This is a genomic window from Marinifilum sp. D714, from assembly GCF_030851345.1.
Classification (GTDB): Bacteria; Bacteroidota; Bacteroidia; order Bacteroidales; family Marinifilaceae; genus Marinifilum.
The window spans coordinates 85,261-109,678 of record NZ_JALPNU010000013.1; the positions used below are offsets into that span (position 1 = coordinate 85,261).

At 36.0% G+C, this 24,418-nt stretch carries 13 protein-coding genes and 2 tRNA genes; 10 read left to right on the plus strand and 5 right to left on the minus strand.

Annotation, left to right across the window (positions count from 1 at the left end; genetic code table 11):
* Window positions 1-130 precede the first annotated feature (130 nt).
* A complete protein-coding gene (locus M0051_RS13000) occupies window positions 131-496 on the plus strand; it encodes a hypothetical protein (RefSeq protein WP_306741946.1) in 366 nt (121 codons plus the stop codon).
* 448 nt (window positions 497-944) lie between these two features.
* On the opposite strand, the gene M0051_RS13005 is transcribed toward M0051_RS13000, so the two are convergent.
* Window positions 945-1,015: transfer RNA gene (locus tag M0051_RS13005), tRNA-Gln, on the minus strand.
* Between the two features lie 170 nt (window positions 1,016-1,185).
* On the opposite strand from M0051_RS13005, the gene M0051_RS13010 reads away from it, so the two are divergent.
* From M0051_RS13010 to M0051_RS13030, 5 genes are all read left to right on the plus strand, one after another.
* Entirely contained in the window at window positions 1,186-4,239 is a 3,054-nt protein-coding gene (locus tag M0051_RS13010) for a DUF2723 domain-containing protein (protein ID WP_306741947.1), read from the plus strand.
* 238 nt (window positions 4,240-4,477) lie between these two features.
* Window positions 4,478-7,540, plus strand: coding sequence for a DUF2723 domain-containing protein (locus M0051_RS13015; RefSeq protein ID WP_306741948.1), 3,063 nt, complete (start codon window positions 4,478-4,480; stop codon window positions 7,538-7,540).
* A complete protein-coding gene (locus M0051_RS13020; RefSeq protein ID WP_306741949.1) occupies window positions 7,540-8,157 on the plus strand; it encodes a polysaccharide deacetylase family protein in 618 nt (205 codons plus the stop codon). The genes M0051_RS13015 and M0051_RS13020 overlap by 1 nt, the downstream gene beginning before the upstream one ends.
* A gap of 148 nt (window positions 8,158-8,305) precedes the next feature.
* The gene (purD, locus tag M0051_RS13025; RefSeq protein WP_306741950.1) at window positions 8,306-9,574 is read left to right on the plus strand and encodes a phosphoribosylamine--glycine ligase; all 1,269 of its coding nucleotides are present in this window, start codon (window positions 8,306-8,308) and stop codon (window positions 9,572-9,574) included.
* Window positions 9,575-9,628: 54 nt separating this feature from the next.
* Window positions 9,629-10,603 (plus strand): hypothetical protein, encoded by a 975-nt coding sequence (locus tag M0051_RS13030; RefSeq protein WP_306741951.1) that lies wholly within the window; start codon window positions 9,629-9,631, stop codon window positions 10,601-10,603.
* A gap of 51 nt (window positions 10,604-10,654) precedes the next feature.
* Here M0051_RS13030 and M0051_RS13035 read toward each other — a convergent pair whose 3' ends face one another.
* Both M0051_RS13035 and M0051_RS13040 read right to left on the minus strand, forming a co-directional pair.
* Window positions 10,655-12,529 carry a DUF4114 domain-containing protein gene (locus tag M0051_RS13035; RefSeq protein WP_306741952.1) on the minus strand — a complete coding sequence of 625 codons (1,875 nt, stop codon included), beginning with the start codon at window positions 12,527-12,529 and terminating at the stop codon, window positions 10,655-10,657.
* A gap of 156 nt (window positions 12,530-12,685) precedes the next feature.
* The gene (locus M0051_RS13040) at window positions 12,686-13,768 is read right to left on the minus strand and encodes a lysylphosphatidylglycerol synthase transmembrane domain-containing protein (protein WP_306741953.1); all 1,083 of its coding nucleotides are present in this window, start codon (window positions 13,766-13,768) and stop codon (window positions 12,686-12,688) included.
* 151 nt (window positions 13,769-13,919) lie between these two features.
* On the opposite strand from M0051_RS13040, the gene M0051_RS13045 reads away from it, so the two are divergent.
* The gene (locus M0051_RS13045; RefSeq protein ID WP_306741954.1) at window positions 13,920-16,142 is read left to right on the plus strand and encodes an amino acid permease; all 2,223 of its coding nucleotides are present in this window, start codon (window positions 13,920-13,922) and stop codon (window positions 16,140-16,142) included.
* Window positions 16,143-16,449: 307 nt separating this feature from the next.
* On the opposite strand, the gene M0051_RS13050 is transcribed toward M0051_RS13045, so the two are convergent.
* Window positions 16,450-16,523, minus strand: a tRNA-Ala gene (locus tag M0051_RS13050).
* A gap of 558 nt (window positions 16,524-17,081) precedes the next feature.
* Between M0051_RS13050 and M0051_RS13055 the strand changes: the two genes are divergently transcribed.
* Window positions 17,082-17,765: an energy transducer TonB gene (locus tag M0051_RS13055; protein ID WP_306741955.1), complete on the plus strand. Its 684-nt coding sequence runs from the start codon at window positions 17,082-17,084 to the stop codon at window positions 17,763-17,765.
* A gap of 195 nt (window positions 17,766-17,960) precedes the next feature.
* Window positions 17,961-19,187, plus strand: a complete 1,227-nt coding sequence (gene hflX / locus M0051_RS13060) for a GTPase HflX (RefSeq protein ID WP_306741956.1) — start codon at window positions 17,961-17,963, stop codon at window positions 19,185-19,187.
* Window positions 19,188-19,240: 53 nt separating this feature from the next.
* On the opposite strand, the gene M0051_RS13065 is transcribed toward hflX, so the two are convergent.
* Window positions 19,241-20,230, minus strand: coding sequence for an aspartate-semialdehyde dehydrogenase (locus tag M0051_RS13065; protein WP_306741957.1), 990 nt, complete (start codon window positions 20,228-20,230; stop codon window positions 19,241-19,243).
* A gap of 95 nt (window positions 20,231-20,325) precedes the next feature.
* Between M0051_RS13065 and M0051_RS13070 the strand changes: the two genes are divergently transcribed.
* Window positions 20,326-24,418, plus strand: a 4,093-nt coding sequence (locus M0051_RS13070) for a lamin tail domain-containing protein (RefSeq protein WP_306741958.1), incomplete at its 3' end; no start/stop codon positions are given.

The window sequence follows — 24,418 nt, forward strand, 5'->3', positions numbered from 1 at the left end:
AGACGCTGCAAATATAGTGGAAATATTTTTACGTCAAAACGAAAAATTACAAAAATATTGCGAAGATTTTTGCATTAGGAAATAGGAGCGCTTGAATGCTTCTCATTGTCAATTTGAAAGAGGTTTAGAAATGGAAGAAAAAAAAATTGAATCTTTAACTGGAAAGTGGATTTACGAAGAGGATTATGGCTATGGGACGGCCCAGGGAGAGTTAATTTTGGTGCAGGAAGGAAAGAAATTGTCTGGCAAAATTATTTTTTCGGAGAATGCCGATTCCGATGATACATTCATGATTCAGGAGAAAATAGAAGGAGAAATTAACAAAAACAGAATTAAAATTCAGGCAACGGAATACGATATCATTCATGCGGATTACGATATACGATATGAATTGGACTCCTGGGAAGGAATGATGATTAATGAAACCATTATTGAAGGAGAAAGTTTGGATGATCAGGGAGTGGCCGGGAGTTTTAGGTTTACGAAGATCGTTTGAAAGTACAAGAGTAGAAAAGTGAAAAAGTATGAAAAGAAAGAAAAGTCTTGAAGAGTGGTAAAGTACAGAGAAAATAAGGGTTTAAATATTTTGAAGTACTAAAATCGAATTTAGGTCTCCCCTTTTAGGGGATCCGCGATAACTATCGGGAGGTGACAGCCAGAGGGTGCATTTTTGATTATATTTTTCTTATTTCACCCTTTTCCCGGTCGGGATTTTCCCTAAAAGGGAAAAACTCTATTTGAAAATGCGATAAGAGATTTTATCACTGCCTAAACTATGGAGTATGAATTGCTCCGAGTTTCAATTTGGAGTTTTTTTAGAATTGGTTAGGAATTCCGAAAGAAGTGAAAATTATAATGTTCCGACTTTCAAATCGGAGTTCAGATATGGTACATAAGTATGGATACAAAAAAAGCTTCGAAAGTAATTTCGAAGCTTTTTTAAGTTGACCCATAAGGACTCGAACCTTAAACGTCTGGACCAAAACCAGATGTGTTACCATTACACCATGGGTCAATCATAATGCGCCTTTTCGTAAAGACTCTGCAAATGTAGTAATTTTTTTTTTTGTGCAAACAAATTCCGAAAAATATTCTGTAGGAATTCAAGGGAAACACTGAAATTTGACTATTTTCGTTCAGATTATTTCACTACGAATCAGTAAAAAAAACAAAAATACACACAAGATGAAGTCGAATTACAAATTGGTTAATAATGTGTTAGGATGGGTAGCTTTTCTTATCGCTGCCATTACTTACTTGTTAACAATTGAACCAACTGCCAGTTTATGGGATTGTGGAGAATTTATTACCACAGCTTATGGTTTAGAGGTTGGTCACCCACCAGGAGCCCCTCTTTTCATGATTATGGCTCGATTTTTTGCACTTTTTGCACCAAGTCCTTCCGAAGCTGCCTTAATGGTAAATGTAATGTCTGCTTTGGCTTCGGCATTTACAATTCTGTTTTTGTTCTGGACCATTACTCATCTTGCGAAAAAATTGGTTGACAAAAACGAAGAACTTTCGAAAGGAAATCTATTTGCGATTATGGGAACCGGAATGGTAGGAGCTTTGGCTTACACTTTTTCTGATACCTTTTGGTTTTCGGCAGTAGAAGGTGAAGTTTATGCATTATCATCACTGTTTACAGCCATTGTTTTCTGGGCAATCCTGAAATGGGAGGATGTTGCTGACGAGAAGTACGCCAACCGTTGGATTATTTTGATTGCATACCTAATGGGATTATCGATTGGGGTTCACTTGTTGAACTTGCTTGCCATTCCTGCCATTGTTTTTGTGTATTACTTTAAAAAGTATGAACCAACTCGAAATGGAATTATCGCTGCAGGAGCTATTGCGGTAGCCATTTTAGGAGTGGTAATGTATGGTGTTATTCCTGGCGTTGTTAAAGTGGCATCGTGGTTCGAGCTGATGTTTGTAAACGGATTTGGATTGCCTTACAATACTGGTGTAATGGTGTATGCTGTATTGCTGATTGCTTTTGTGATTTGGGCAATTGATTATACCATTAAAAAGAACTATGTGGTTTTAAATACCATTGTTACTGCCTTTATGGTGATTGTAATTGGTTACTCATCATTTGCAATGATTGTAATTCGTTCGTCGGCAAATCCACCAATGGATGAAAATAATCCGGATAATGTATTTGCATTGCTTTCCTATTTAAATCGTGAGCAATATGGCGATAGACCATTGATGTATGGTGAGTATTACAATGCTCCGGCAGTTGATTTGGTGGAAACCAAACCGAATTACATTCAGAAAAATAACAAATATGTAATTGCATCGCGCAAGCAAAAATATGAGTTCGACTCTCGTTTCGAAACTCTTTTCCCTCGTATGTATTCTTCTCGCGACAACCATGTTAGAGAGTACGAGTTTTGGGGCGATGTGAAAAAAAATAACCCAATTGCATTAGGTAATGGAGAAGTGGTTTACAAACCAAGTTTCGGATCGAACCTTCAGTTTTTCTTTAAATATCAGGTAGGATGGATGTATTGGCGATACTTCATGTGGAACTTTGTTGGTCGTCAGAACGACATTCAAGGTCATGGTGGAATTTTGCATGGCAACTGGGTATCGGGTATTCCTTTTATCGATAGAGCAAAAGTAGGAAACGAAGATAAATTGTACCCTGAGTTAAAGAACAAGAAATCGCGAAATAACTATTTCTTCCTGCCATTTATACTGGGATTAATTGGTTTGATTTACCAGTTTAGATCTGGCAAGAAAGGAAAGCAGGATTTCTCTATAGTAATGTTGTTGTTCTTCTTTACGGGATTGGCCATCGTGGTTTACCTGAATCAATATCCACATCAGCCACGTGAGCGTGATTATGCCTATGCCGGTTCGTTCTACGCTTTCGCGATATGGATTGGTTTTGGTGTGATGGGCTTATACCAGACACTGAAGAAGAAAATGCCTGAAGTTTTAAGTGCAGGATTAATTACAGGTTTGTGTCTGGTAGCTGTTCCAGGATTAATGGCACAGCAAAACTGGGATGATCATGATCGTTCGGGTCGTTATGCAACTTTGGCTTATGCAAAGAACTATTTGAACTCATGTGCGCCAAATGCCATTTTGTTTACTTATGGAGATAACGATACTTTCCCATTGTGGTATGCACAGGAAGTGGAGGGAATTCGTCGAGATATTCGAATTGTGAACCTGAGTCTGTTGGCTGGTGATTGGTACATCAACCAAATGCGTAACAAGGCTTACGATTCTGACCCTATTCCGATGAGTTTTGGACCAGAAAAAGTTGAGCCAGGGAAGCGTGATCAGGTGCCTATTTTGGAACGTCTGGAGGATGAAGAATCATTACAGCAAATGCTTGACTTTGTAGCCAGCGATAATAAGGCTTCAAAGGTTGAAATGCAAACTGGCAGAAAACTGGATTACTTTCCGGGAAGAAATGTTTATATCCCAGTTGATTCGGCTAAGGTAGTGAACAACGGTACGGTTCGTCCTGAAGATGCACATTTGATCAAGAAAAAATTGGATTGGAAAATCAAGAGGAATTATCTGTATAAGAATGACATCATGGTTTATGATATTATTGCCAATAACAATTGGGAACGACCAATTTATTTCTCAGTTGGTATGGGTACAAGTAGTTTCTTAGGTTTGGAAAAATATTTTCAGTTGGAAGGTGCAGCATACCGCTTAGTACCAATTGAAACCAAAACGAATAGTTTAGAAATTGGACGAATCGATACTGATATTCTGTATGATAATTTCATGAACAAGTTCGAATTTGGTCGTATCAAAGAAGCAGATGTATATATGGATCAATTCCATATCTTAACCATTAATATCATGAGTTTCCGTTCTAATTACAGTCGTTTGGCAAGTCAGTTAAACGATGAAGGACAGATGGAAAAAGCCGTAAAAGTATTGGATAGATGTATGGAAGAATTGCCTACCAACAAAATTCCATATGACAATAGTTTGGTTGGATTTATTCAAGAATATTACAGAGCTGGTGCAATTGATAAGGCAAATGCTTTATTTGAAGAGATGGCACAGCAATGCTACGATAAATTGGATTACTACTTCTCGTTACAACCAGCATTGGCTAAGAGTTTCCGTAACGAACAAGAGAGAGAGATTAGAGTTGTACAGATGCTGTTAGGCTTGGCTGAAATGGGTGGGCAAACAGAGCTGAAAGACAAAACACAACAGAAGTTTGAACTCTTGTTTAAATCCTTCACAGAATAATACTTGAGCTTTATATAGAGAATGGCCGTCACAACAATGATGGCCATTTTTTTTTGCTTATGGTTTAATCATTAAATTATTCAGTTTGATAAGGGAAAAGTACATGTCGGTATCAGATTTACAATAAGTCGCAGTTTTATTTTAAGTTTTTTTCACATAATTAAAAACAATACTTTTTTCGGAAAGTAGTATCTTCGATGCTTAATCACCATTTAATAAAACCCTTATTTCGACTGATATGAACAAATATCAAAAAATCAATGTGCTTTTTGGTTGGCTTTCATTTGCAATAGCCGCCATTGTTTACCTCTTAACCCTTGAACCTACTGTTAGTTTCTGGGATTGCGGAGAGTTTATAACTGCATCATACAAATTACAGATTGGTCATCCTCCTGGAGCACCATTTTTTATGTTGTTGGCACGGTTTTTTGCATTGTTTGCCGGGGGAACTGAAAATGTGGCATTCATGATTAATGCACTTTCGGGCATGGTAAGTGCCTTTACAATTCTTTTCTTGTTTTGGACCATAACTCATTTGGCAAAAAAACTTGTTTCCAATGGAGAAGAACCTGTTGGAATGCAAATTTGGAAGATCATTGGAGCAGGTTTTATTGGAGCAATGGCTTATACTTTTTCAGATACATTCTGGTTTTCGGCAGTAGAAGGAGAGGTGTATGCAACATCATCGCTATTTACGGCAGTTGTATTTTGGTGTATTTTAAAATGGGAAAATGAGTCGGATAAGGCTTATGCCAACCGATGGATTATTTTGATTGCTTACCTAATGGGTTTGTCAATTGGAGTTCACCTGTTGAATTTATTGGCGATACCAGCCATTGTAATGGTGTACTATTTTAAGAACTATACGCCTACACGAAATGGAATTATCAAAGCTCTTGGGTTGGCGATACTCTTACTTGGTGGAGCCATGTATGTAATTATTCCTGGAGTTGTGAAGCTCGCATTCCTGTTTGATTTATTCTTTGTAAATGTAATTGGATTGCCATTTAATTCTGGTTTAATCATATTCATACTAGCTGTAATTGCAGCAATTGTTTGGGGTGTTCGATATACCATTCAAAAGCAAAAAGTTCTTGCCAATACAATTCTGATGGCATTTGCGGTTGTGTTAATTGGATATTCGTCCTATGCAGTAATCATGATTCGATCCAATGCAAATCCTAGTTTGGATCAGAACAACCCTGAAGATTTACATACCTTACTATCCTATTTAAATAGAGAGCAATATGGTGATACACCATTAATTTATGGGCAGTATTTTAATTCACCTTTGGTTGAAAATAAACGATTTGTAAAAGATAAGAATGTATACATCAAGAAGGATGGAAAATATGTGGTTTCGTTTGAGAAAACAAAGGCAAATTTTAAAGATTCGCACAAATCCATTTTTCCAAGAATGCACACCAAAGGCATGACAGGAAAGAATCCTGTTGAGTATGCAAAATGGACTGGTATTAATCCTGAGCAGAAAGAAATACCGAGTTTTGGCCAAAATCTGAAATTCTTCTTCTCATACCAGGTGAATTACATGTATGTTCGCTATTTCTTATGGAATTTTGCAGGCAGACAATCTGATAAACAGTCGTATGGAGGAGTGGTAGAAGGAAACTGGATATCTGGAATTCCATTTATCGACAATATGCGATTGGGCGATCAATCTCTTCGTCCGGATCACATGAAAAATAATAGAGGAAGTAACAAGTATTATTTCCTGCCATTTTTATTGGGAATTGCAGGGTTGCTTTATCAATATCGAAAGAACAGTGCAGGCCAGAAAGACTTTTGGGTGATCATGCTCTTATTTGTGTTTACCGGAATTGCCATTGTGTTGTATTTGAATCAACCTCCTTTGCAACCTCGCGAAAGGGATTATGCCTATGCAGGATCGTTTTATGCTTTTGCCATTTGGATTGGTTTGGGCTTTTTAGCTGTGTTGGAAGTTAGCAAGAAGGTTCTGAAATCAGAGAAAATTGCAGTTCCTGCTGTATTTGTTCTTTGTTTTGTTGCTGTGCCTGGACTTATGGCTCAACAAAATTGGGATGATCACGACAGATCGGGAAGATATTTGGCTCGCGATATGGCCTATAATTATTTGAATTCTTGCGAACCCAATGCCATTTTATTCACTATGGGCGATAATGATACTTTCCCACTTTGGTATTTGCAGGAAGTAGAAGGCATTCGTACCGATGTTCGTGTATGTAATTTGAGTTACCTGTCTACCGATTGGTATATCGATCAAATGAAGCAGCAGAACTACGATTCGGCACCACTTCCAGTATCAATGACAAAAGATAAATACCTGGAAGGAAAACGAGATATTGTTTATTTGGTAGATGATCCAAGATTGAAAGCTTATGTAGAGAAGAACAATGGTTTGGATATCAAAGATGCCTTGGAATATGTTTTAAGCGATAAAGAAAGTACGAAAAACATTTATGGTTACGATGAAAGGATTGATCACTTTCCTGCCAGTAAGTTCAGATTGGTAGTTGACAAAGAACAAATTCTAAAAACAGGTATAGTAAGTGAAAAAGACTCTGCTTTGATTGTAGATCAGTTGGAGTGGGAGATGAAAGGAAATTATATCGAGAAAGCCGGACTAACCTTGTATAACATGCTTTTGGAAAACAATTGGAAAAGACCAATGTATTTTGCAATTACAGTTCCATCGAATGGTTATTACGGGTTGGAAAATTATTTTCAATTAGAAGGATTTGCTTATCGATTGGTTCCAGTAAAAACAGAAAACGAAGATGGGCAAGTTGGTAGAGTTAATGGATCGAAAATGTATACCAACATGCTAGAAAAATTTAGGTGGGGAAATATTGAGGATCCAGATGTATATTTGGATGAGACTTGTTCGAGAATGACTTTGAGTATGCGCAATAATTATTTGCGATTGGCAGAGACTTTAATGGACGAGGGAAAAAGAGATTCGGCTGTTATGGCACTTAATAAGTGTGTGGAGTTGATCCCAAATGATAGAGTTCCTTTGGATTATTGGGGAGTTTTAATTGCAAAAGCTTACTATCGCGCTGCAGAATATGAAAAGGCAAATCAGTTGGTGCAAGAGGTTTCGGAACGTTTGGTGCAAGAGTTGGATTATTATGCCAGCCTGACTCCGGTTTCGACATCAGAATATCCTCGTTGGCAAAACCGAAATTTGTATTTGATGCAGGAGCTGTATCAAATTACGGCACGATATGAACAAGAAGATCTGAATAAGAAAATTGAATTGGAATTTAAGAGGTTGTTAGGGAATTATAGGAAGGGATAATGATGTTAAGGTGGTTGAGAGCGCCGGGAATAATCAGAAGGTTATTTCCCGACTTTGTGTGGAGGTACAATTCAGGTGAGAAAAAGGTTTATCTGACCTTTGATGATGGACCAATTCCAGAATCTACGATGTGGACCTTGGATTTGTTAAAAGAGAAAGGCATAAAAGCAACTTTTTTTTGCGTGGGAGACAATGTTCGTAAGTACCCTAATCTGTATCGAAGAATTGTAGAAGAGGGACATGCGATAGGCAATCATACTCACAATCACCTTAAAGGATGGTATATCAATACTCAAAAGTATGTTGAGAATGTTATTATGGCTTCTGAATTCATCGATTCTAAGCTATTTCGACCTCCGTATGGACTGATAAAGCGTTCGCAAGCAAGATACTTGCAAACCGATTATAAAATCATAATGTGGGATGTATTGAGTGGCGATTACAGACAAGACATTTCTCCTGAGAGATGTTATCGAGATGTCATGGAAAAAGTGCGTCCTGGTTCAATACTTCTTTTCCACAATCATCTAAAATCAGAAAAGAATATGCGCTATACAATTCCTCGCTTAATCGATGAATTGCACGCGCAAGGATATGAATTTGGTGTTTGCCATTAGAAAAAAACAAATTCATTGCATATCATTCAGGATAACTGCAATTGAATCCTTAAATTTGCTGTCGATCAATACCATTTTATAACAAAATCATCTTTACTGATCAGGCTTTATCACTAGTATTGATGATGATATTCAATTTATTTGACACATGAAAGTACTTCTTTTGGGGTCTGGAGGCCGAGAGCATGCATTCGCATGGAAATTCAATCAAAGCAAAAAACTGGAAAAACTTTTTGTTGCACCTGGAAATGCAGGTACGGCAGAAATAGCAGAAAATGTAAATCTTAATCCAAATGATTTTGATGGCATTAAGAAATTTGTTTTGGACAATGACATCAATATGGTGGTTGTTGGTCCTGAAGATCCATTGGTGAATGGAATTCACGATTTCTTTTTAAATGATGTGGAGATTAAAGAAATTCCGGTGATTGGACCAGAAAAATTGGGAGCTCAATTAGAGGGAAGTAAGGATTTTGCAAAGGAATTCATGTTCCGACACAATATCCCAACTGCAGCTTATAAAAGTATAACGACGGAAAATTTAGAGGAAGGATTGGCTTTTCTTGAGACAATGAAAGCTCCGTATGTGTTAAAAGCTGATGGTTTGGCAGCAGGTAAAGGGGTTTTGATTATTGAAGATCTTGATGAGGCCAAGAATTCATTGAAAGAGATGCTGGGCGGAATGTTCGGTGATGCTGGAAACCGTGTAGTAATCGAAGAATTCTTATCAGGAATTGAATTGTCTGTTTTTGTTTTAACTGATGGTAAATCATACCGAACTCTTGCCGAAGCTAAGGATTACAAAAGAATTGGTGAGGGCGATACCGGTTTGAATACGGGTGGAATGGGAGCTATTTCTCCAGTTCCATTTGCGAAAGGTGATTTTATGCAGAAAGTTGAAGAGCGTGTAATTGCTCCAACAATTGAAGGTCTGCAAAAGGACAATATCCCCTATAAAGGATTTGTATTTATTGGGCTAATGAATGTAGAGGGAGATCCTTATGTAATCGAGTACAATGTACGAATGGGTGATCCGGAAACAGAAGTGATTATGCCTAGAGTCAAATCAGATCTTTTGGAATTAATGGAAGCTGTATCTAAGCAAGAGTTAGATCAGGCTGATTTTGAAATGGACTCAAGAACTGTTTCAACTGTAATGTTGGTATCTGGAGGATATCCAGAAGCTTACGAAAAAGGAAAAGCGATCAAGAATCTTGAAAAAGTGGAAGGAAGTATCGTTTTCCATGCAGGTACAACAAATTCTAACGGAGATGTTGTTACCAATGGTGGGAGAGTAATTTCGGTTAGCTCTTATGGAGATAATCTCCAAGAAGCTTTGAGATCATCTTTTAAAAATGCTGAATTAATCGATTTTGAAGGTAAATACTACCGAAGAGATATCGGTTTCGACTTATAAAATAATCTATTGCGGTTTTCAGTAGGTCTGGAAACTGCAATCAAATATTTATACATGCTGCTAAAAACGCTTAAAGGGAGGCACTATTTGTTACTGTTTTTGGTGCCAATTTTACTCCTGTTCTTATGGATGAAGGCATTTATTTCTCCAGTATCTTTAACCCCAGGGCAAGATCAAATGCCACTTTACGAATTACTTCAACAGATTACTGGGGGCAGCATTATCGCATTAAACATTGTTGGGGCGGTCATCTTAATTCTCCTGTCGCTTTTGGTAGTGCGATTAAACGAACGATATATTTTTATCAGGCAAAGAACCGATTTGCCAGCTTTTGTTTTTACTTTAATAGCAACGGGTACAGTTTCATTGTATGGAATGCATCCTGCACTATTGGCTAGTTTCTTACTGTTTTTTGCTATTGATTGCGTGTTTGCAATATATCACGGATCAAGAACCTTGGCTAAATCTTTCGAAGCAGGAATGTTTATAGGATTGGCTACAGTTACCTACCTTTTTTCGGGTGTTTACCTATTTTGGTTTTGGGTAGCTTTGGCATTTTTGGGATATTTTCGACTTCGTGAAATTCTTGCAGGTTTGGTGGGCTTTTTATTGCCGGTATTTGTTGTTTTAAGTTGGTATTTCCTTAATGATAATTTGACGGGCTTACTTCAGACTATAAGTTCATTATACAATTTTGAATTTAATGCTGAATATTCAATATTCCAGAAAGTATATTGGGGGATGTTAGCTGCTTTTGTTCTGATTGCTTCTGCATTTATGGCGAATGTTGTGGAAGAGAAAAAAATCAGTTCGAGAAAATACTTCATGATTTTGTTTGTATTCTTTTTAACTGCGATTGGGAACTATTTTATTTTTTCTTCTGCTGGTACTGAATTATATTTTCTTCTTTTGATACCCACTACTTTTATTGTTAGTCATTACTTTGTTTTAAGCGGATATTCTTGGGTAAAGGAAATTTTGTTTATTCTTTTTGTAGTGGCCAGTATTTTGGTTCATTTTCTGGGATAAAAAATGCCAACTCAAAAATGAGCTGGCATCTTCATAACAAAGTGGTTGTGATTATTTCTCGATAATGTTTTCGGTATCAAATGCAGTTGCAACTAGATTATCCTCTTCATTATCGGTTACTGCGAATATAATGTCGTTGTAGTCCTTATCCCCATCAGGAAGCTTGATGTCTTCAAAACAAAGTACAATATCCTTACAGTTCTTTTCTATGAACAAAACATGCTGTTGGTTTCCAAATTCATTAAACTCGGTATTGGTATAGTGCTTGTAAATGCCATCTGTGGTTGCACCATTTTTCCATCCTTTAGCAACTAGGCAGAAACCAATAACTGTATTTTCAGGGAAAGCTGCATCACCCAATTGAACTCTGTCTCCTGATTTTAATCCTCCGCCTTCTCCTTCTTTCGAGACATTAGGGAATAACATATGAAGTTCAATCTCATCTTCACCAGTTGGTGGGTTTTCAGCATCGTATGTATAGTAAGCCAAGGAGTTTCTCCATCCAGCTCCTTCATCAATAAATGTTAGGTACACAGGCGATTCTTTCTTCAATTTCAGAATCAATTTGCTTTCATCTGTAAATAAATCAGAATGATCGTCACGATTATCTTTGCCCGCAGGGAACATTGCAACAATGTTATCAATTAATGTTGGACAAGGTTTAGTAGGGATGATGTCATCAGGAATACCTTCATCCAATTCAATGCTTAAAATTTTAAGACCACCAGTTCCAGCAGCAACAAAAATGCATTCATCTTTAGATTCAACAAAATTTACTGATGCATCAAAAAACATACTACCCATTAGTAATACTTCATCATCTATTTCAGGAATGATAGCACCTACATATAGTCCAGCACCACCATTACCAATTAATAACAGTTCTTCGTTTAAAGCAACGGAGTTGGTTACGTAGTTTTCATCTAATCTTCCTTCTGGTGTAGGCGGTCTATCGAAATGCTCAATAAGCTCACCTTCTAAATTTCTGATGTCAAGCCCACCTTCATTCAAAGCAGCAAGCAATAAGTCATCTGTAACGTCGATTTCTGTTTTTGATTCTGCTGTAACAGGTCCATTCAGGCCAATAAATTCAGGTCCTGATAAATCTGTAATAGAGAATTTATGCAACTGAGGAGTTGTTCCTTCTAAAACATAGATATGGTCAGTATTGATTGCAACAGATCTGGCATCATTAATATCTTTGTATCCAGCTAAAGTGAAATTGTGATTTAAAACAGTAAGTTTTCCGTTAGATCCACTGGTTACATAAATATAATCATCATCAACCTTAACATCTGTAGCTACGTATGAGGCAATATCATATGTGTTCGAAACATATAGGATTTGACCTGATTGGCTAAGTTCCATCTCAATAAGAATTGCTGGTGAATCAAATACAAACCCTGGAGTGTCAGGATCATGGGCACCTGCCAAATAGAGCTTTCCATTGTAATAATCTACAGCACTAATGTCAACATCGTGAAACATTGCTTGCGCCTGAAGAATTGGCTTTGTTTTGTCGGTTACATCGAACAATTCAACACCTCCATTGTATTCAGGACCTTTGGTGTTGTAGGTTACAAATGCCATTTCACCAACTATTTTAACGTGTGTTGCTTGAACATATTCACCTTTAACTTTTGGAGCCTCAACTTCGGCTCTTAATTTAAAGGCATAGTTTTTTGTTGGATCAATTTCAAAATCTGATTTGAATGACTTTGTTGATCCAGCTGGAATATCGTTTACAATAACCAATTTATCGCTGTAAGTAACACGAGAACTTAAATCAGCGGCATTATTGATAATGTTAACCGATTGAATTACATCATCTTTTTTTTGTGGCTTTTCAGTCTCTTTAAAATTATCTTCTGAGCAAGATGAAACAATAGTAGCCAATAAGATAAAAAAGACTAAATACTTTTTCATAATTATTGAGGTTTTAATGTGTGACTTGATTTAATTATAAGCAAGTTACATTCTTTAATTGAAACCTAATTATTCATTATGGTAGAACATGAAAAAGTTTTGATGAAATTGTATTTTTCTTTTGTCAAAATCTTCAATAGATTGTTTGTGATGTATTTAAGATTTATTGTTTTTAAAATGCTTATTTATCCATCTGGGAAGTAAGTAAACTCCAATAAACAGATAAGGATAATATGATATTAAGCGCCAAATTAAGGCCATACTAGCAGCTAATCCTGCAGTAGGCAAGAAGTCACCTAGATATTGAGTAAATACCCACTCTGAAAACCCACTACCACCAGGAGTTGGACTAACCAACATCATGATCCACATTACCAATTGTCTGGCAAATATCATGATGTGATCAGCAAAGCCATAGCCTTCCAACATAAATGCGACCAACATTGCATTGACTACCCAATATCTGGCTGTCCAAGACCAGAATGTAGCCATAAATGCTTTAAACCAAAACAAGAAAGGTTTTCTTCTGAGTTCTTTTGAACTTTCTATGATATCACTGCCTGCCTTATTGGCTCCATGTTTCCATTTGCGTAGGACAGGAAGCTTAAATATCCATAAAAGCAGCCATTTTAAGCCTCTTGGATTCCAAAAGAGCCCGTAGGTAAGCACGATTAGGTAAACAAGTTTCACCAAATATCCACCAAGTGCGAAATACAATAAAGAATCGAGCCAGATAGAATGCTCCGGAGATTCTATCATGAACAATTGTTTTACATTTAAAAGTAAAATCAATAATGGAAACATGATGATAAAATAGAGCTCATCTAAAAACGATGTAGACATTACAACAGCAGAACTTCTTCCTACTTTAAGTCCCTCTTTGTTTAGATAAAGAATGGCAACCGAAGTTCCTCCAATTGCCGAAGGCGTGATTGCTGATGTAAACTCCCAAAGCATGATGATGCGAAATGCTTTGCCCCAGGAAAATTTTCTGTCGGTAAGGATTCTCAATCGAGCCATATAGCCTAAATCTCGAATCACCATCATTAAAAGTGCAATGAAAAGCCAAAAAACTGTATACCAGGTAAACTCTATTAAGGAGAATGTATTGGCATCAACTTCTTTTACCAACATGTACACAACTACTGCCAATCCAATTAAAATAGGATAGATTATCCTACTTGGTCGGACGCCATGCAATAATTTCTTCGGTGAACTTTGTTTGTCAGTTATTTCCATGCTACTTTTTGTGGAAAATAAAATTACACAAATAAAAAACTTAAATCACAATGTATTGGTGAACTATTTGTTAAAAATATCTAAATATAAGAAGTATAAAATATTCCATCCTTTTTTCTATTTTTATTAAACTAACGATATAAAGTTTACTATGCCGACAAATCAATCAGCTCAAAAATTTGGAACTGCTCCAGTCTTTTTTACCGCAATATCTACAATATTAGGTGCCATATTGTTTTTACGATTTGGCTATGCAGTAGGAAGTGTTGGTTTCTGGGGAGTAATATTTATTATTTTATTAGGACATGCAGTTACCATACCTACCGCTTTTGCAATATCTGAAATTGCAACCAATAAACGTGTTGAGGGAGGAGGGGAATACTTTATTATATCCAGATCGTTCGGTTTAAATATTGGAGCTACCATTGGTTTGGCTTTGTTTATGTCGCAAGCCATAAGTGTAGCATTTTACATTATTGCATTTACCGAAGCTTTTGAGCCAGTTTTTAATTGGGTACGTGAAACATATGGATATCATCTACCCAGGCAAGTTGTAAGTATTCCTGCCATGTTAATTCTTTCGGCATTGATCTTGAAAAAAGGTGCCAACCTGGGAGTGAAAGCTCTTTATTTTGTGGTAGCAATTCTTTTTATTTCATTGGCCTTGTTTTTTCTAGGATCTACAGAATATTCCATGACTAGCGATTTTAATTTATGGAATGCAGACTTTAGAAATACAGACAATTTTTTCATAGTATTTGCAATAATTTTCCCAGCATTTACAGGAATGACAGCCGGAGTGGGCTTATCTGGAGATTTGAAGAATCCTTCAAAATCGATCCCCTTGGGAACTACAGCTGCCACTTTAATAGGAATGATTATTTATTTCTTTATCGTATATAAATTGGCAGGATCGGCAAGTAGTGAAGATTTGGTTGGGGATCAGTTAATTATGTCGAGAATTGCACTGGGCGGTGCTATTGTAATTCCACTTGGATTAGCTGCATCAACAATTTCTTCTGCAATTGGATCTGTAATGGTTGCACCAAGAACTTTGCAAGCACTTTCGATAGATAAATCTTTTCCTTCGAAATCATTAAACAACTGGTTGGCAAAAGGTCGAGCAAAAGATAACGAACCCATCAATGCATCATTGATAACTTGTTTAATAGCTATCGTTTTTGTTGCATTGGGCGATGTTAATGCTGTAGCAGAAATCATTTCCATGTTTTTCATGCTTACTTATGGGGCTTTGTGTTTAATCTCTTTTTTAAATCATTTTGGATCGTCGCCAAGCTATCGTCCATCTTTTAAGTCAAAATGGTTTCTATCGCTTATTGGATTTTTTATTTCCATTTGGGTAATGTTCAAAATCAATACGCTTTACGCATTTAGTGCAGTTGTTTTAATGAGTTTGATTTATTTGTTTATTAACCGATATCATAAACACAGGAATGGATTGGAATCAATTTTCTTGAATTCTCTTTATCAATTGAATAGAAACATGCAGGTTTTCTTGCAAAAAGCAGGTAAAAGAAAGGCAAGAGAATGGCGACCTAGTGCAATTTGTATATCGAAAGATTCGTTTGAACGCGATACGGCATTTAAGTTATTAAACTGGATATCCTACAAATATGGATTTGGAACTTATCTACACCGAATAGAAGGATATTATTCCAAAGCAACTTATCAACAATCACAAAAGGAATTAGACAGGTTAATAAGCAGTTTCGATAAAATTGAGAATCATGTTTATGTAGATACCATCATATCACCATCGTATACTTCTGCCATTGCCCAAGCTATTCAGTTGCCAGGAATTGCAGGAATGGAAAATAATATGGTGATTTTCGAATTTGATAAGGAAGATCCAGAGCGTTTAGATCTTATTATTGAGAATTACTCACTTGCAAGAGCTGGAAATTTTGATTTCTGTATTTTGGGAAGTTCAAGAAGAAAATTCAATTACAATAACAATATCCATGTTTGGATCAAATCTTCAGATACTGATAATGCAAATCTTATGATATTGTTGAGTTTTATCATAGGTGGACACCCAGATTGGAATAAAGCCGACATTCAAATATTTAATATTTGTAAAGAATATCAGGCTAATGAAACCAGGAAGCAATTGGATGAATTGGTGGTTAGTGGCAGATTGCCAATCACCAACTCGAATATCGAAATTATTCTCGAACAGGAAAATATTGCTTCTCGCGAAATTATTAATCAAAAATCGGCAGATGCAGGTTTAACAATTCTTGGGTTTAGAGGAGAAAGCTTAAAGCATGAAAAATCAGAACTTTTTAAAGGATATGATGCGTTAGGGAATATTCTATTCATAAATTCTAATAGCCAAAAGGATATTGATTAAAACAAAAAAGTCAGGGAACCACCCCTGACTTTACTCTAACCCATTTTAATCTATGAAAACCTAATCCTCTCGGAAAGGACATTACAAATGTATATATTCCCGTTTTACCGACATTATAAAAAGTGTTAAAGAAGGTTAAAAGCTAAGTTAATTAATGTTTTACTGATTTTCCCGTTACATTCAGGAATGGTCTTTCGATAGGCAATATCCCATATACTTGGTACAAGATTATGAATATTTATGTAGAAATACTTAGAAATGAAAAAGCGGCCACAGCATAATTGCCACAACCGCCTTGATTTGAGGGTGGAGAGTACCGGAATCGAACCGGTGACCTTTTGACTGCCAGTCAAACGCTCTAGCCAACTGAGCTAACCCCCCTTTTAATAATTAACAGCTCCAAAATCGAATTTTAATGATCAGGAATTCGCTTGCAAATATAAATTAAAATTAAACACGCGAAACTACTTGATAATGAATTTTTACTGAAAGCAAACATTTTTAATTCTTATACGTAAGGGAATTTAGAGTGAGGAATCTATTTTAGTTCGAAAAATTGTTTGTCAATAGACAATTGATTGGTAGCAATGTATAGTGTGTGTATAGGTAGGATGAGTTCGGACAATATGGATTTTTCACTCTTCTTCGTTAAAAAATCTAATTTAGAATGGCTTTAAAGAAAAAAATGTACTAAATTTATAGTTGATTTATTTACAGTGGGTTTATCTATATTCAAATTAGGGCATTTTTTATAATTATTATCAAATTTTCAATGGATCTTACATGTTGAAAATCAAAAAATACCATTAGAAAAAATTGATTGCTCGTTATTTTTATATCTTTATGCCTCAAATATTTTCGCAGAGAATAGAATTTTGATTATAAAATTGAATTACTTACTTTTAAACGCTGAATTTAAAAGAAAATTAAAAGAAGATTATGGAAGTTAAGAAGTCACCTAAAGCAGATCTTGAAAATAAGAGAGGTCTCTTTCTTGAGATTGGTCTGGCGCTGACTCTGCTTTTTGTCTTTGCTGCATTCGAATGGCGTGTAGATTCCTCAGAAGCTACAGGTTTACAAGATCAGCAAGAAATGGAAGCTGAGGAGGAGATTATTCCGATTACCAGACAGGAACAGATTAAACCACCACCACCACCACCACCAGCACCTAAAGTAGCTGAGGTATTGGATATCGTGGATAACGATGAAGAGATCGAAGATGAGCTTGAAATTGAAGACTCGGATGCTGACATGGATGAAGAAATTGAAATCCAAGTAGTAGAGGAAGAGGAAGAAGAAGATGAAGCTCAGGTATTCGTTATTGTAGAGGATATGCCTGAATTCCCAGGTGGACAGCTTGAATTACAGAAATGGATCGCAAGATCTATCAAGTATCCTGTAATTGCTCAGGAAAATGGTATCACAGGCCGTGTATTTGTTACTTTCGTAGTAAATAAGGTAGGTGGTGTTGAGAATGTTCGCGTTGTTCGTGGAGTTGATCCATCTTTGGATAAAGAAGCGATTCGCGTAATCAACAAAATGCCAAAATGGAAGCCAGGAAAGCAGCGTGGAAAACCAGTTAAGGTTTCTTATACTGTGCCAATCAACTTCCAATTACAGTAGATCAATACTATACAATTATATAAGAGGTTTCGATTTTTCGAAACCTCTTTTTTTGTGCCTTTCAGAAAGCATTGCAGAATATTGTGTACTTTTGCCTTACAATTCATCTTTTTCTAATTATTGAGAGAGTTTGATGTTGTAACAAATAGAATCAATTAGAGGCGTAAAGCCTTTTGTTATTCCTAAAATAAGTAAATGGGAGACTATCTAAGAACAAAAAAGGAACAAGAAAAAGCGGTTTTAATCGGAGTGATTGATCAGTCTAAGAGTATGACTGTTCAGGAAGTTGAGGAATATTTGGCTGAGTTGGACTTTTTGGCTTTAACTGCGGGAGCAAAAACAGTAAAAAGGTTCACCCAGAAGTTAGATTATCCTAATCCAAAAACTTTTGTTGGAGCTGGAAAACTTCAGGAAATTCAAGATTATCTGGAAGCCAATGAGGATGTTGGTATGGTGATTTTTGATGATGAATTATCTCCAACTCAACTTCGAAATGTAGAGAGAATCTTGAAAAGAAAAATTTTGGATAGAACCAATTTGATTCTGGATATTTTTGCCAGCAGAGCTCAAACGGCACATGCAAAGACTCAGGTTGAGTTGGCTCAATATCAATATATGTTGCCAAGATTGACCCGTATGTGGACTCACTTAGAGCGTCAACGAGGAGGTATTGGTATGCGCGGTCCTGGGGAAACCCAGATTGAGACTGACCGCAGAATTATCTTAGATAAGATTGCCAAGCTGAAGGAAGATCTAAAGAAGATTGATAAACAAAAGGCAACTCAACGAAAGAATCGCGGAAAATTGGTACGTGTTGCTTTGGTGGGATATACCAATGTGGGTAAGTCTACAATAATGAATATGCTTAGTAAATCAGAGGTTTTTGCCGAAAACAAATTGTTTGCAACTCTTGATACTACAGTTCGAAAGGTAGTAATTCAGAATGTTCCTTTTCTATTAGCAGATACAGTTGGATTTATCCGAAAGTTGCCTCACCATTTGGTAGAATCTTTTAAGTCAACTTTGGATGAGGTACGTGAGGCTGATGTTATTCTCCATGTTGTTGACATTTCACATCCTAATTTCGAAGATCATATTAAAGTAGTAAACGAAACCATGGCTGAAATTGATAACAGAGAGAAGCCTTCTTTCCTGGTATTCAATAAAATTGATGCTTTCACCTATGTGAAGAAAGATGAGGACGATTTGTTACCCAAAACACGTGAAAACTATAGTTTGGATGAGCTAAAGCAAATGTGGATTGCCAAAGGAGATACTCCTTGTTTGTTTATTTCGGCAATTGAAAAGCAGAATATTGAAGAATTTAGAGAAAAAGTGTATGGGGTGATTCGAGAAATTCATTCGGCACGATTCCCTTACAATGATTTCCTTTATCAGGATTATTCAAACTTGATGGATTAAAAGACTAAGATATAAAAAGAAACCCGATGTTTTGCATCGGGTTTTTTATTGTGTTACACCAACTTTTGTTTGGCTAAATATTCTGCAATTTGAACTGCATTGGTTGCTGCTCCTTTTCTAAGATTATCGGCAACAACCCACATGTTTAAACTGTTTGGATTTGAGTAATCACGTCTAATACGCCCAACAAATACTTCGTCTCGTTCATGCGAATATTTTGGCATTGGGTATTCATTATTATCTAGATCATCCTGAACAATTACACCTTCCGTTTCTTTTAGTAATTGTTTAACTTCTTCAACATCGAAATCATTGGCAAATTCGATGTTTAATGATTCACTATGACCTCCAACAACTGGTACTCTAACTGCAGTGGCAGTAACTCTGATGCTGTCATCCTTCAAAATTTTTCTGGTTTCGTTAACCAGTTTCATCTCTTCTTTCGTGTAACCATTTTCAGTAAATACATCGCAATGTGGAAGACAGTTTTTATCTATCTCATGCGGATAGGCTTTCTCTCCATCTACTCCTAAGCGTTCATTCTCAAATTGCTGCACTGCCTTTACTCCCGTACCAGTAATCGACTGATAGGTTGAAATTACCAAGCGTTCAATCTTGTATTTCCTATGAAGAGGAGCTAATGCAACTACCATTTGAATTGTTGAACAGTTCGGATTGGCAATAATCTTGTCCTCTTTTGTTAATTCTGTAGCATTAATTTCAGGAACAACTAATTTTTTGTTCTCATCCATTCTCCAAGCAGAAGAATTGTCTACTACAGTAGTGCCAACTTTGGCAAATTCAGGAGCCCATTTTAATGATGTACCGCCACCTGCTGAGAAAATTGCAATTTGTGGTTTTAGATTAATTGCATCTTCCATACTGATAACTTTGTACTTGTTGCCTTTAAATGCAACTTCTTTACCCACAGATCTTTCACTTGCAACTGGGTATAAATCGCTAACTGGAAAATTTCTTTCCTCCAGAACATCCAGTATTTTCTGGCCTACCAGGCCTGTAGCTCCTACAATTGCTATTCTCATAACATAATAAAGCTTTAATTCCTTGTTAATAAAATCGATTATAGTTAAATTAGCTTTTACTCAGAAAAGCAAATCAAAGTTAAAGTTAATTTCCTATGAAAAAAACACTTTCCCAGAAATTGTTCATACTCTTGGTTTTACTGATAAATACAAACCTACATGCAGAAGATATATGGACAAGAGACTTCTCAAATGCTGCAGATTTAAATAAAGGTTATTGGGGTTCAAATGTAGATATGGAGGGGGTTGTTGATTGGAGTTTGGATGTCACTAACTGTACTCTTGCCGATGATTCGGATTACGTTAAAGTGGTAGAAACCAGTGGTGGAAGATTGGAAGCCGTTGATTGTGATGGTGAAGCTGTTTGGATGAGTAAAGCAATTGATATTTCCTCATATACCAATTGTACTATCTCTGTGTTAGCAGCTGAGACAGGCACTTCAACAAATGAAAATAAATACATAAAACTGTTTTATAAAGTTGATGGTGGGGCAGAACAACTTTTTACTGTAAATGGTGAAAATATTGGCAATTGGGGAAGTAAAGAGGCATCTATTAATGGACTTTATGGTAGTGAACTTGAAATTGTAATTCGATTGAATAATCCATTGTCTAGCAATAAAGTTTATTTCGACAATATTGTGGTTAGTGGTGATCCTATTGTAGTTGAAAATGACAATTTTACTGTTTTAAAGAAAGCTGAGAATCAGCTTGGAGAATTAACAATTAACACGGATGTTGATACAGAGTTAGAAGCTTTGCCTTGCTTTCGGTTCATAATTGATGAAACGGGTTCAGCAAGTGATGGTGTTCCTACGAAAATTTCCAGAATGACGTTTTATAATTCTAATCCTGAAAATGGAATTGATTGGGAGAATCAATTAGGAGGTGTTAGGATTTACTCGCAAGGCAATTTGGTGAATTATCAGGCTGTAAGCATAAGTTCTGATTCGTTATTTTTTGACTTTTTAGAAGATCAATTATCAATTCCTGATGGTTCAAAGAGAGAATTTGAACTAAGGGCATATCTTAATTCAGCTAATGAATTGGTTGATGGATCAAAGTTTCAGTTGGCTTTAGGAAAAGCTGCAAAGGGATTTTCAACATTTGCAAGTGGATCGGGTTTTGCAGAAAGTAATGAGACTATAAGTTCTGCCATTCATGCCATAAATGTAGAAGCTACCCAAGTGGTGGTGACTGGAATTCCTGAATCAGCTGTAAGAAATCACTTGTTTCAATTATCAGTTGAAGCCAACGATCAATTTGGGAATCTGGATACTGATCAAGAGGAACAAATTAGCTTGTCGCTGTATTCAGGAAAAGGAGAATTAATAGCAACTAATGGTTTTAGTAAAAACTTAGAGAAAGGTAGCTTAATGTTTGATTCTTTAAGGTACCAAATTGTAGATACGATTCGGTTAAAGGTCGTTGGAGAAAGTTTGCCTGAGCTTATTTCAGACAAAATTGTTATTGAGAATACATATGAATCTCAAGTGGTTTCAACTTCATGGATTCCAGAAAATAGCCTTCTATCAGCTCTACTTATTCAAAAAAACGACGCATTTAAATTGTTTGAATTTGCTATAAAGGATTCTGGTAATGATGATGCTCCTACTATTCTTAGGAAAATCCCGATTACCAGTGGAGAAAGTAATCAAGTCGATTTTAAGAGGAGCTTAGCTGGTCTTTATCTTATGCGCAATAATCGTGAATTAGATGTTGATTTCGAGATTTCAAAGGACAAAATTGATGTCTTTTTTCAAGAATCAGATCCGGATGCAATTATTAATAGTGAAAGCGAGGCCTCCTATTCTTTGTTTGGATATTTTAAGGAAGGAGCTTGTATAGATAAAGAAATGATTCAATTACGAATAGAACAATCTAGCGAAAACTGGGAAGTATCAGAGGAGGATAGTGGATTAAAACTCCAGTTTGATAATGAAGTTTTAGGACCGAAGTTAGAATGTGATGTGAAAGCTGTTCAAATGCAGTTTAGTTCAGTTCCAAAATCTGTAAAACCCAATGAGTTGTTTACAATTAAGGTAGAATTGCTTGATGAATTGGGAAATTTGGATACTGATTTTACTGAGCTGGTGGAAATTAGTTTGGCTGCTGGAACAGGTGAATTGAAATCGGTGTCAGGAATGAGGAAAACTATGGAGAATGGAAAAATAATCTGGATAGATTTGGTGTATGATAAAGCTGAGCATTTTACCATTCAGGCAGAAACAGATGGTTTTGAAACAATTCTTTCTGAAGATATTTCAAGTGTTGACCAAAACTCGACGCTTATAGAAGGGGAGAAAATTGTAAATCATCAGTTAACATCTTTATCTGTAACAGAGGAAACTGCAAGCACTGTTTTGCATTTTACAATTGCAGATTCGGCCTCATTCGATAATTTACCAACCCTTATCAATACCGCAATATTCTATAAAAAAGAACTTTCAAATTCTTTTGATTGGGAAAAACATATTGCTGGGGCTGTAATAAAAAGTGAAGGAGAAATTCTAGCGCACAGCAACGATATTGACAATGAACGAATCAAGTTTAATTCAAGTAAGGGCTTATTTCGTGTAAGTAATGGAACAATTCATAAGTTTGAATTGGGTATATATTTCAAAGAATCCTGCTTGCCGGACAATAAAGAGTTTCAGATTTTTATTCCACAGTCTGGTTCAGCTTGGAAAACAGGAATAAATAGCTCTGAGTTAATGACAAGTTTAATTAAGGATTTTAATTCAGCAACTTTCAGCTTAAATGTCGAGGCTGATAGGCTTAGAACTATTTCGTCACCCTTGTTCATTAGGGATAGTATAGAACAATTTAATCTTAAGGTTGTTGCCTGCGATCAATATCAGAATATTGATACGGATTATAATGGTACAATTAGTTTAGATTTGATTCAGGGGGATGGTGAATTGATTCATGATAATGAGCTAAATCTAATTAATGGTACAATTGATTTGAATTCTATTAAGTACTCAGGGAAAGAAGATTTTAAGCTTAGAGTTCATTCGAGTTTAGGTTCAGATTCTTGTAGTATTGCACTTGGACAGAGTTTATTAAACTTTATTTATGATTTTGAAGAACATTCCTTGGATGAGTTTACAAATTCTTCAGATTGGTCAATCTCCACATATCAACCAATTCATGGAAGTAAATCACTGAAACACAACTTAAGCAATCAGGTTGGAAATAGCTATATCTCTAGGAAGATGGAAAGTTGGCGCAGTGAGAATGGAATAACAAGGTGGAATTTTGTTTTGCGAAATGGTGATTGGGATCCGAGTTCTGGAAATTATTTTGTGTTTCACCTTTGCATGGATGATGAAAATCCAACCAAAGCTAAGGTAAAATATTCTGTAGGAGTGAATCTAAAAGGTTCTACAGACATGTTAAGTCTTTGGAAAACGAATAATGGGGAAACCCCAGAAGTATTAGCTCAGACGAAATTTGATTGGAATGAAAATGATGCAATTGCCATTCAGATAGAATATAATGCCAATGGTAATTGGGGTTTGGCCTACAATAGAATGGGAGAGAGCAATTCTTGGTACAAATGCGAAGGGTTTACTTCTGAAATTACAGATAAAAGCGAAGCATTTTATTGTGGGTTGGAGTTTAATTTTGAATCAGCAACACGAGCAGGAGAACTGTGGTTTGATGATTTTCGAGTTCAATCTGTAAACACGGCTCCTTTTATTAAGTCATATCAAATAAGTGGACAAGATTCCATTTTTATAGCTTTTTCCGAAACACTTAATGTCGATCAACAATTAACTCTTGAGAATTTCAAGATTAGTTGCGATGGTGAAGAATTGAAAGACTTTAAATTTTCAATCACTGATTTAGGTAGTGAAATTCTGATCATTATGAATTCAGAATTAAAGACAGGTATTTATCAAGTGGAAGTTTTAAACATCACTGATAAAGATGGCGCGACATTGGTTTCTGATTCTATTAACTTTGAATATTTGGCCCCAGCAAATGAATTTGATGTTGTCATCAACGAAATCATGGCAGATGAAAGCCCAACGCAAGGATTACCAGAATATGAATACATAGAGCTTTACAATACCAAAAGTTATCAAATTTCAGTTGAAGGATGGAAGTTGCAGATTGGTAGTAAGGAGCTTTCGTTTTCTTCAGATACAATTCAAGCAAACTCTTATTTGATTCTCTGTT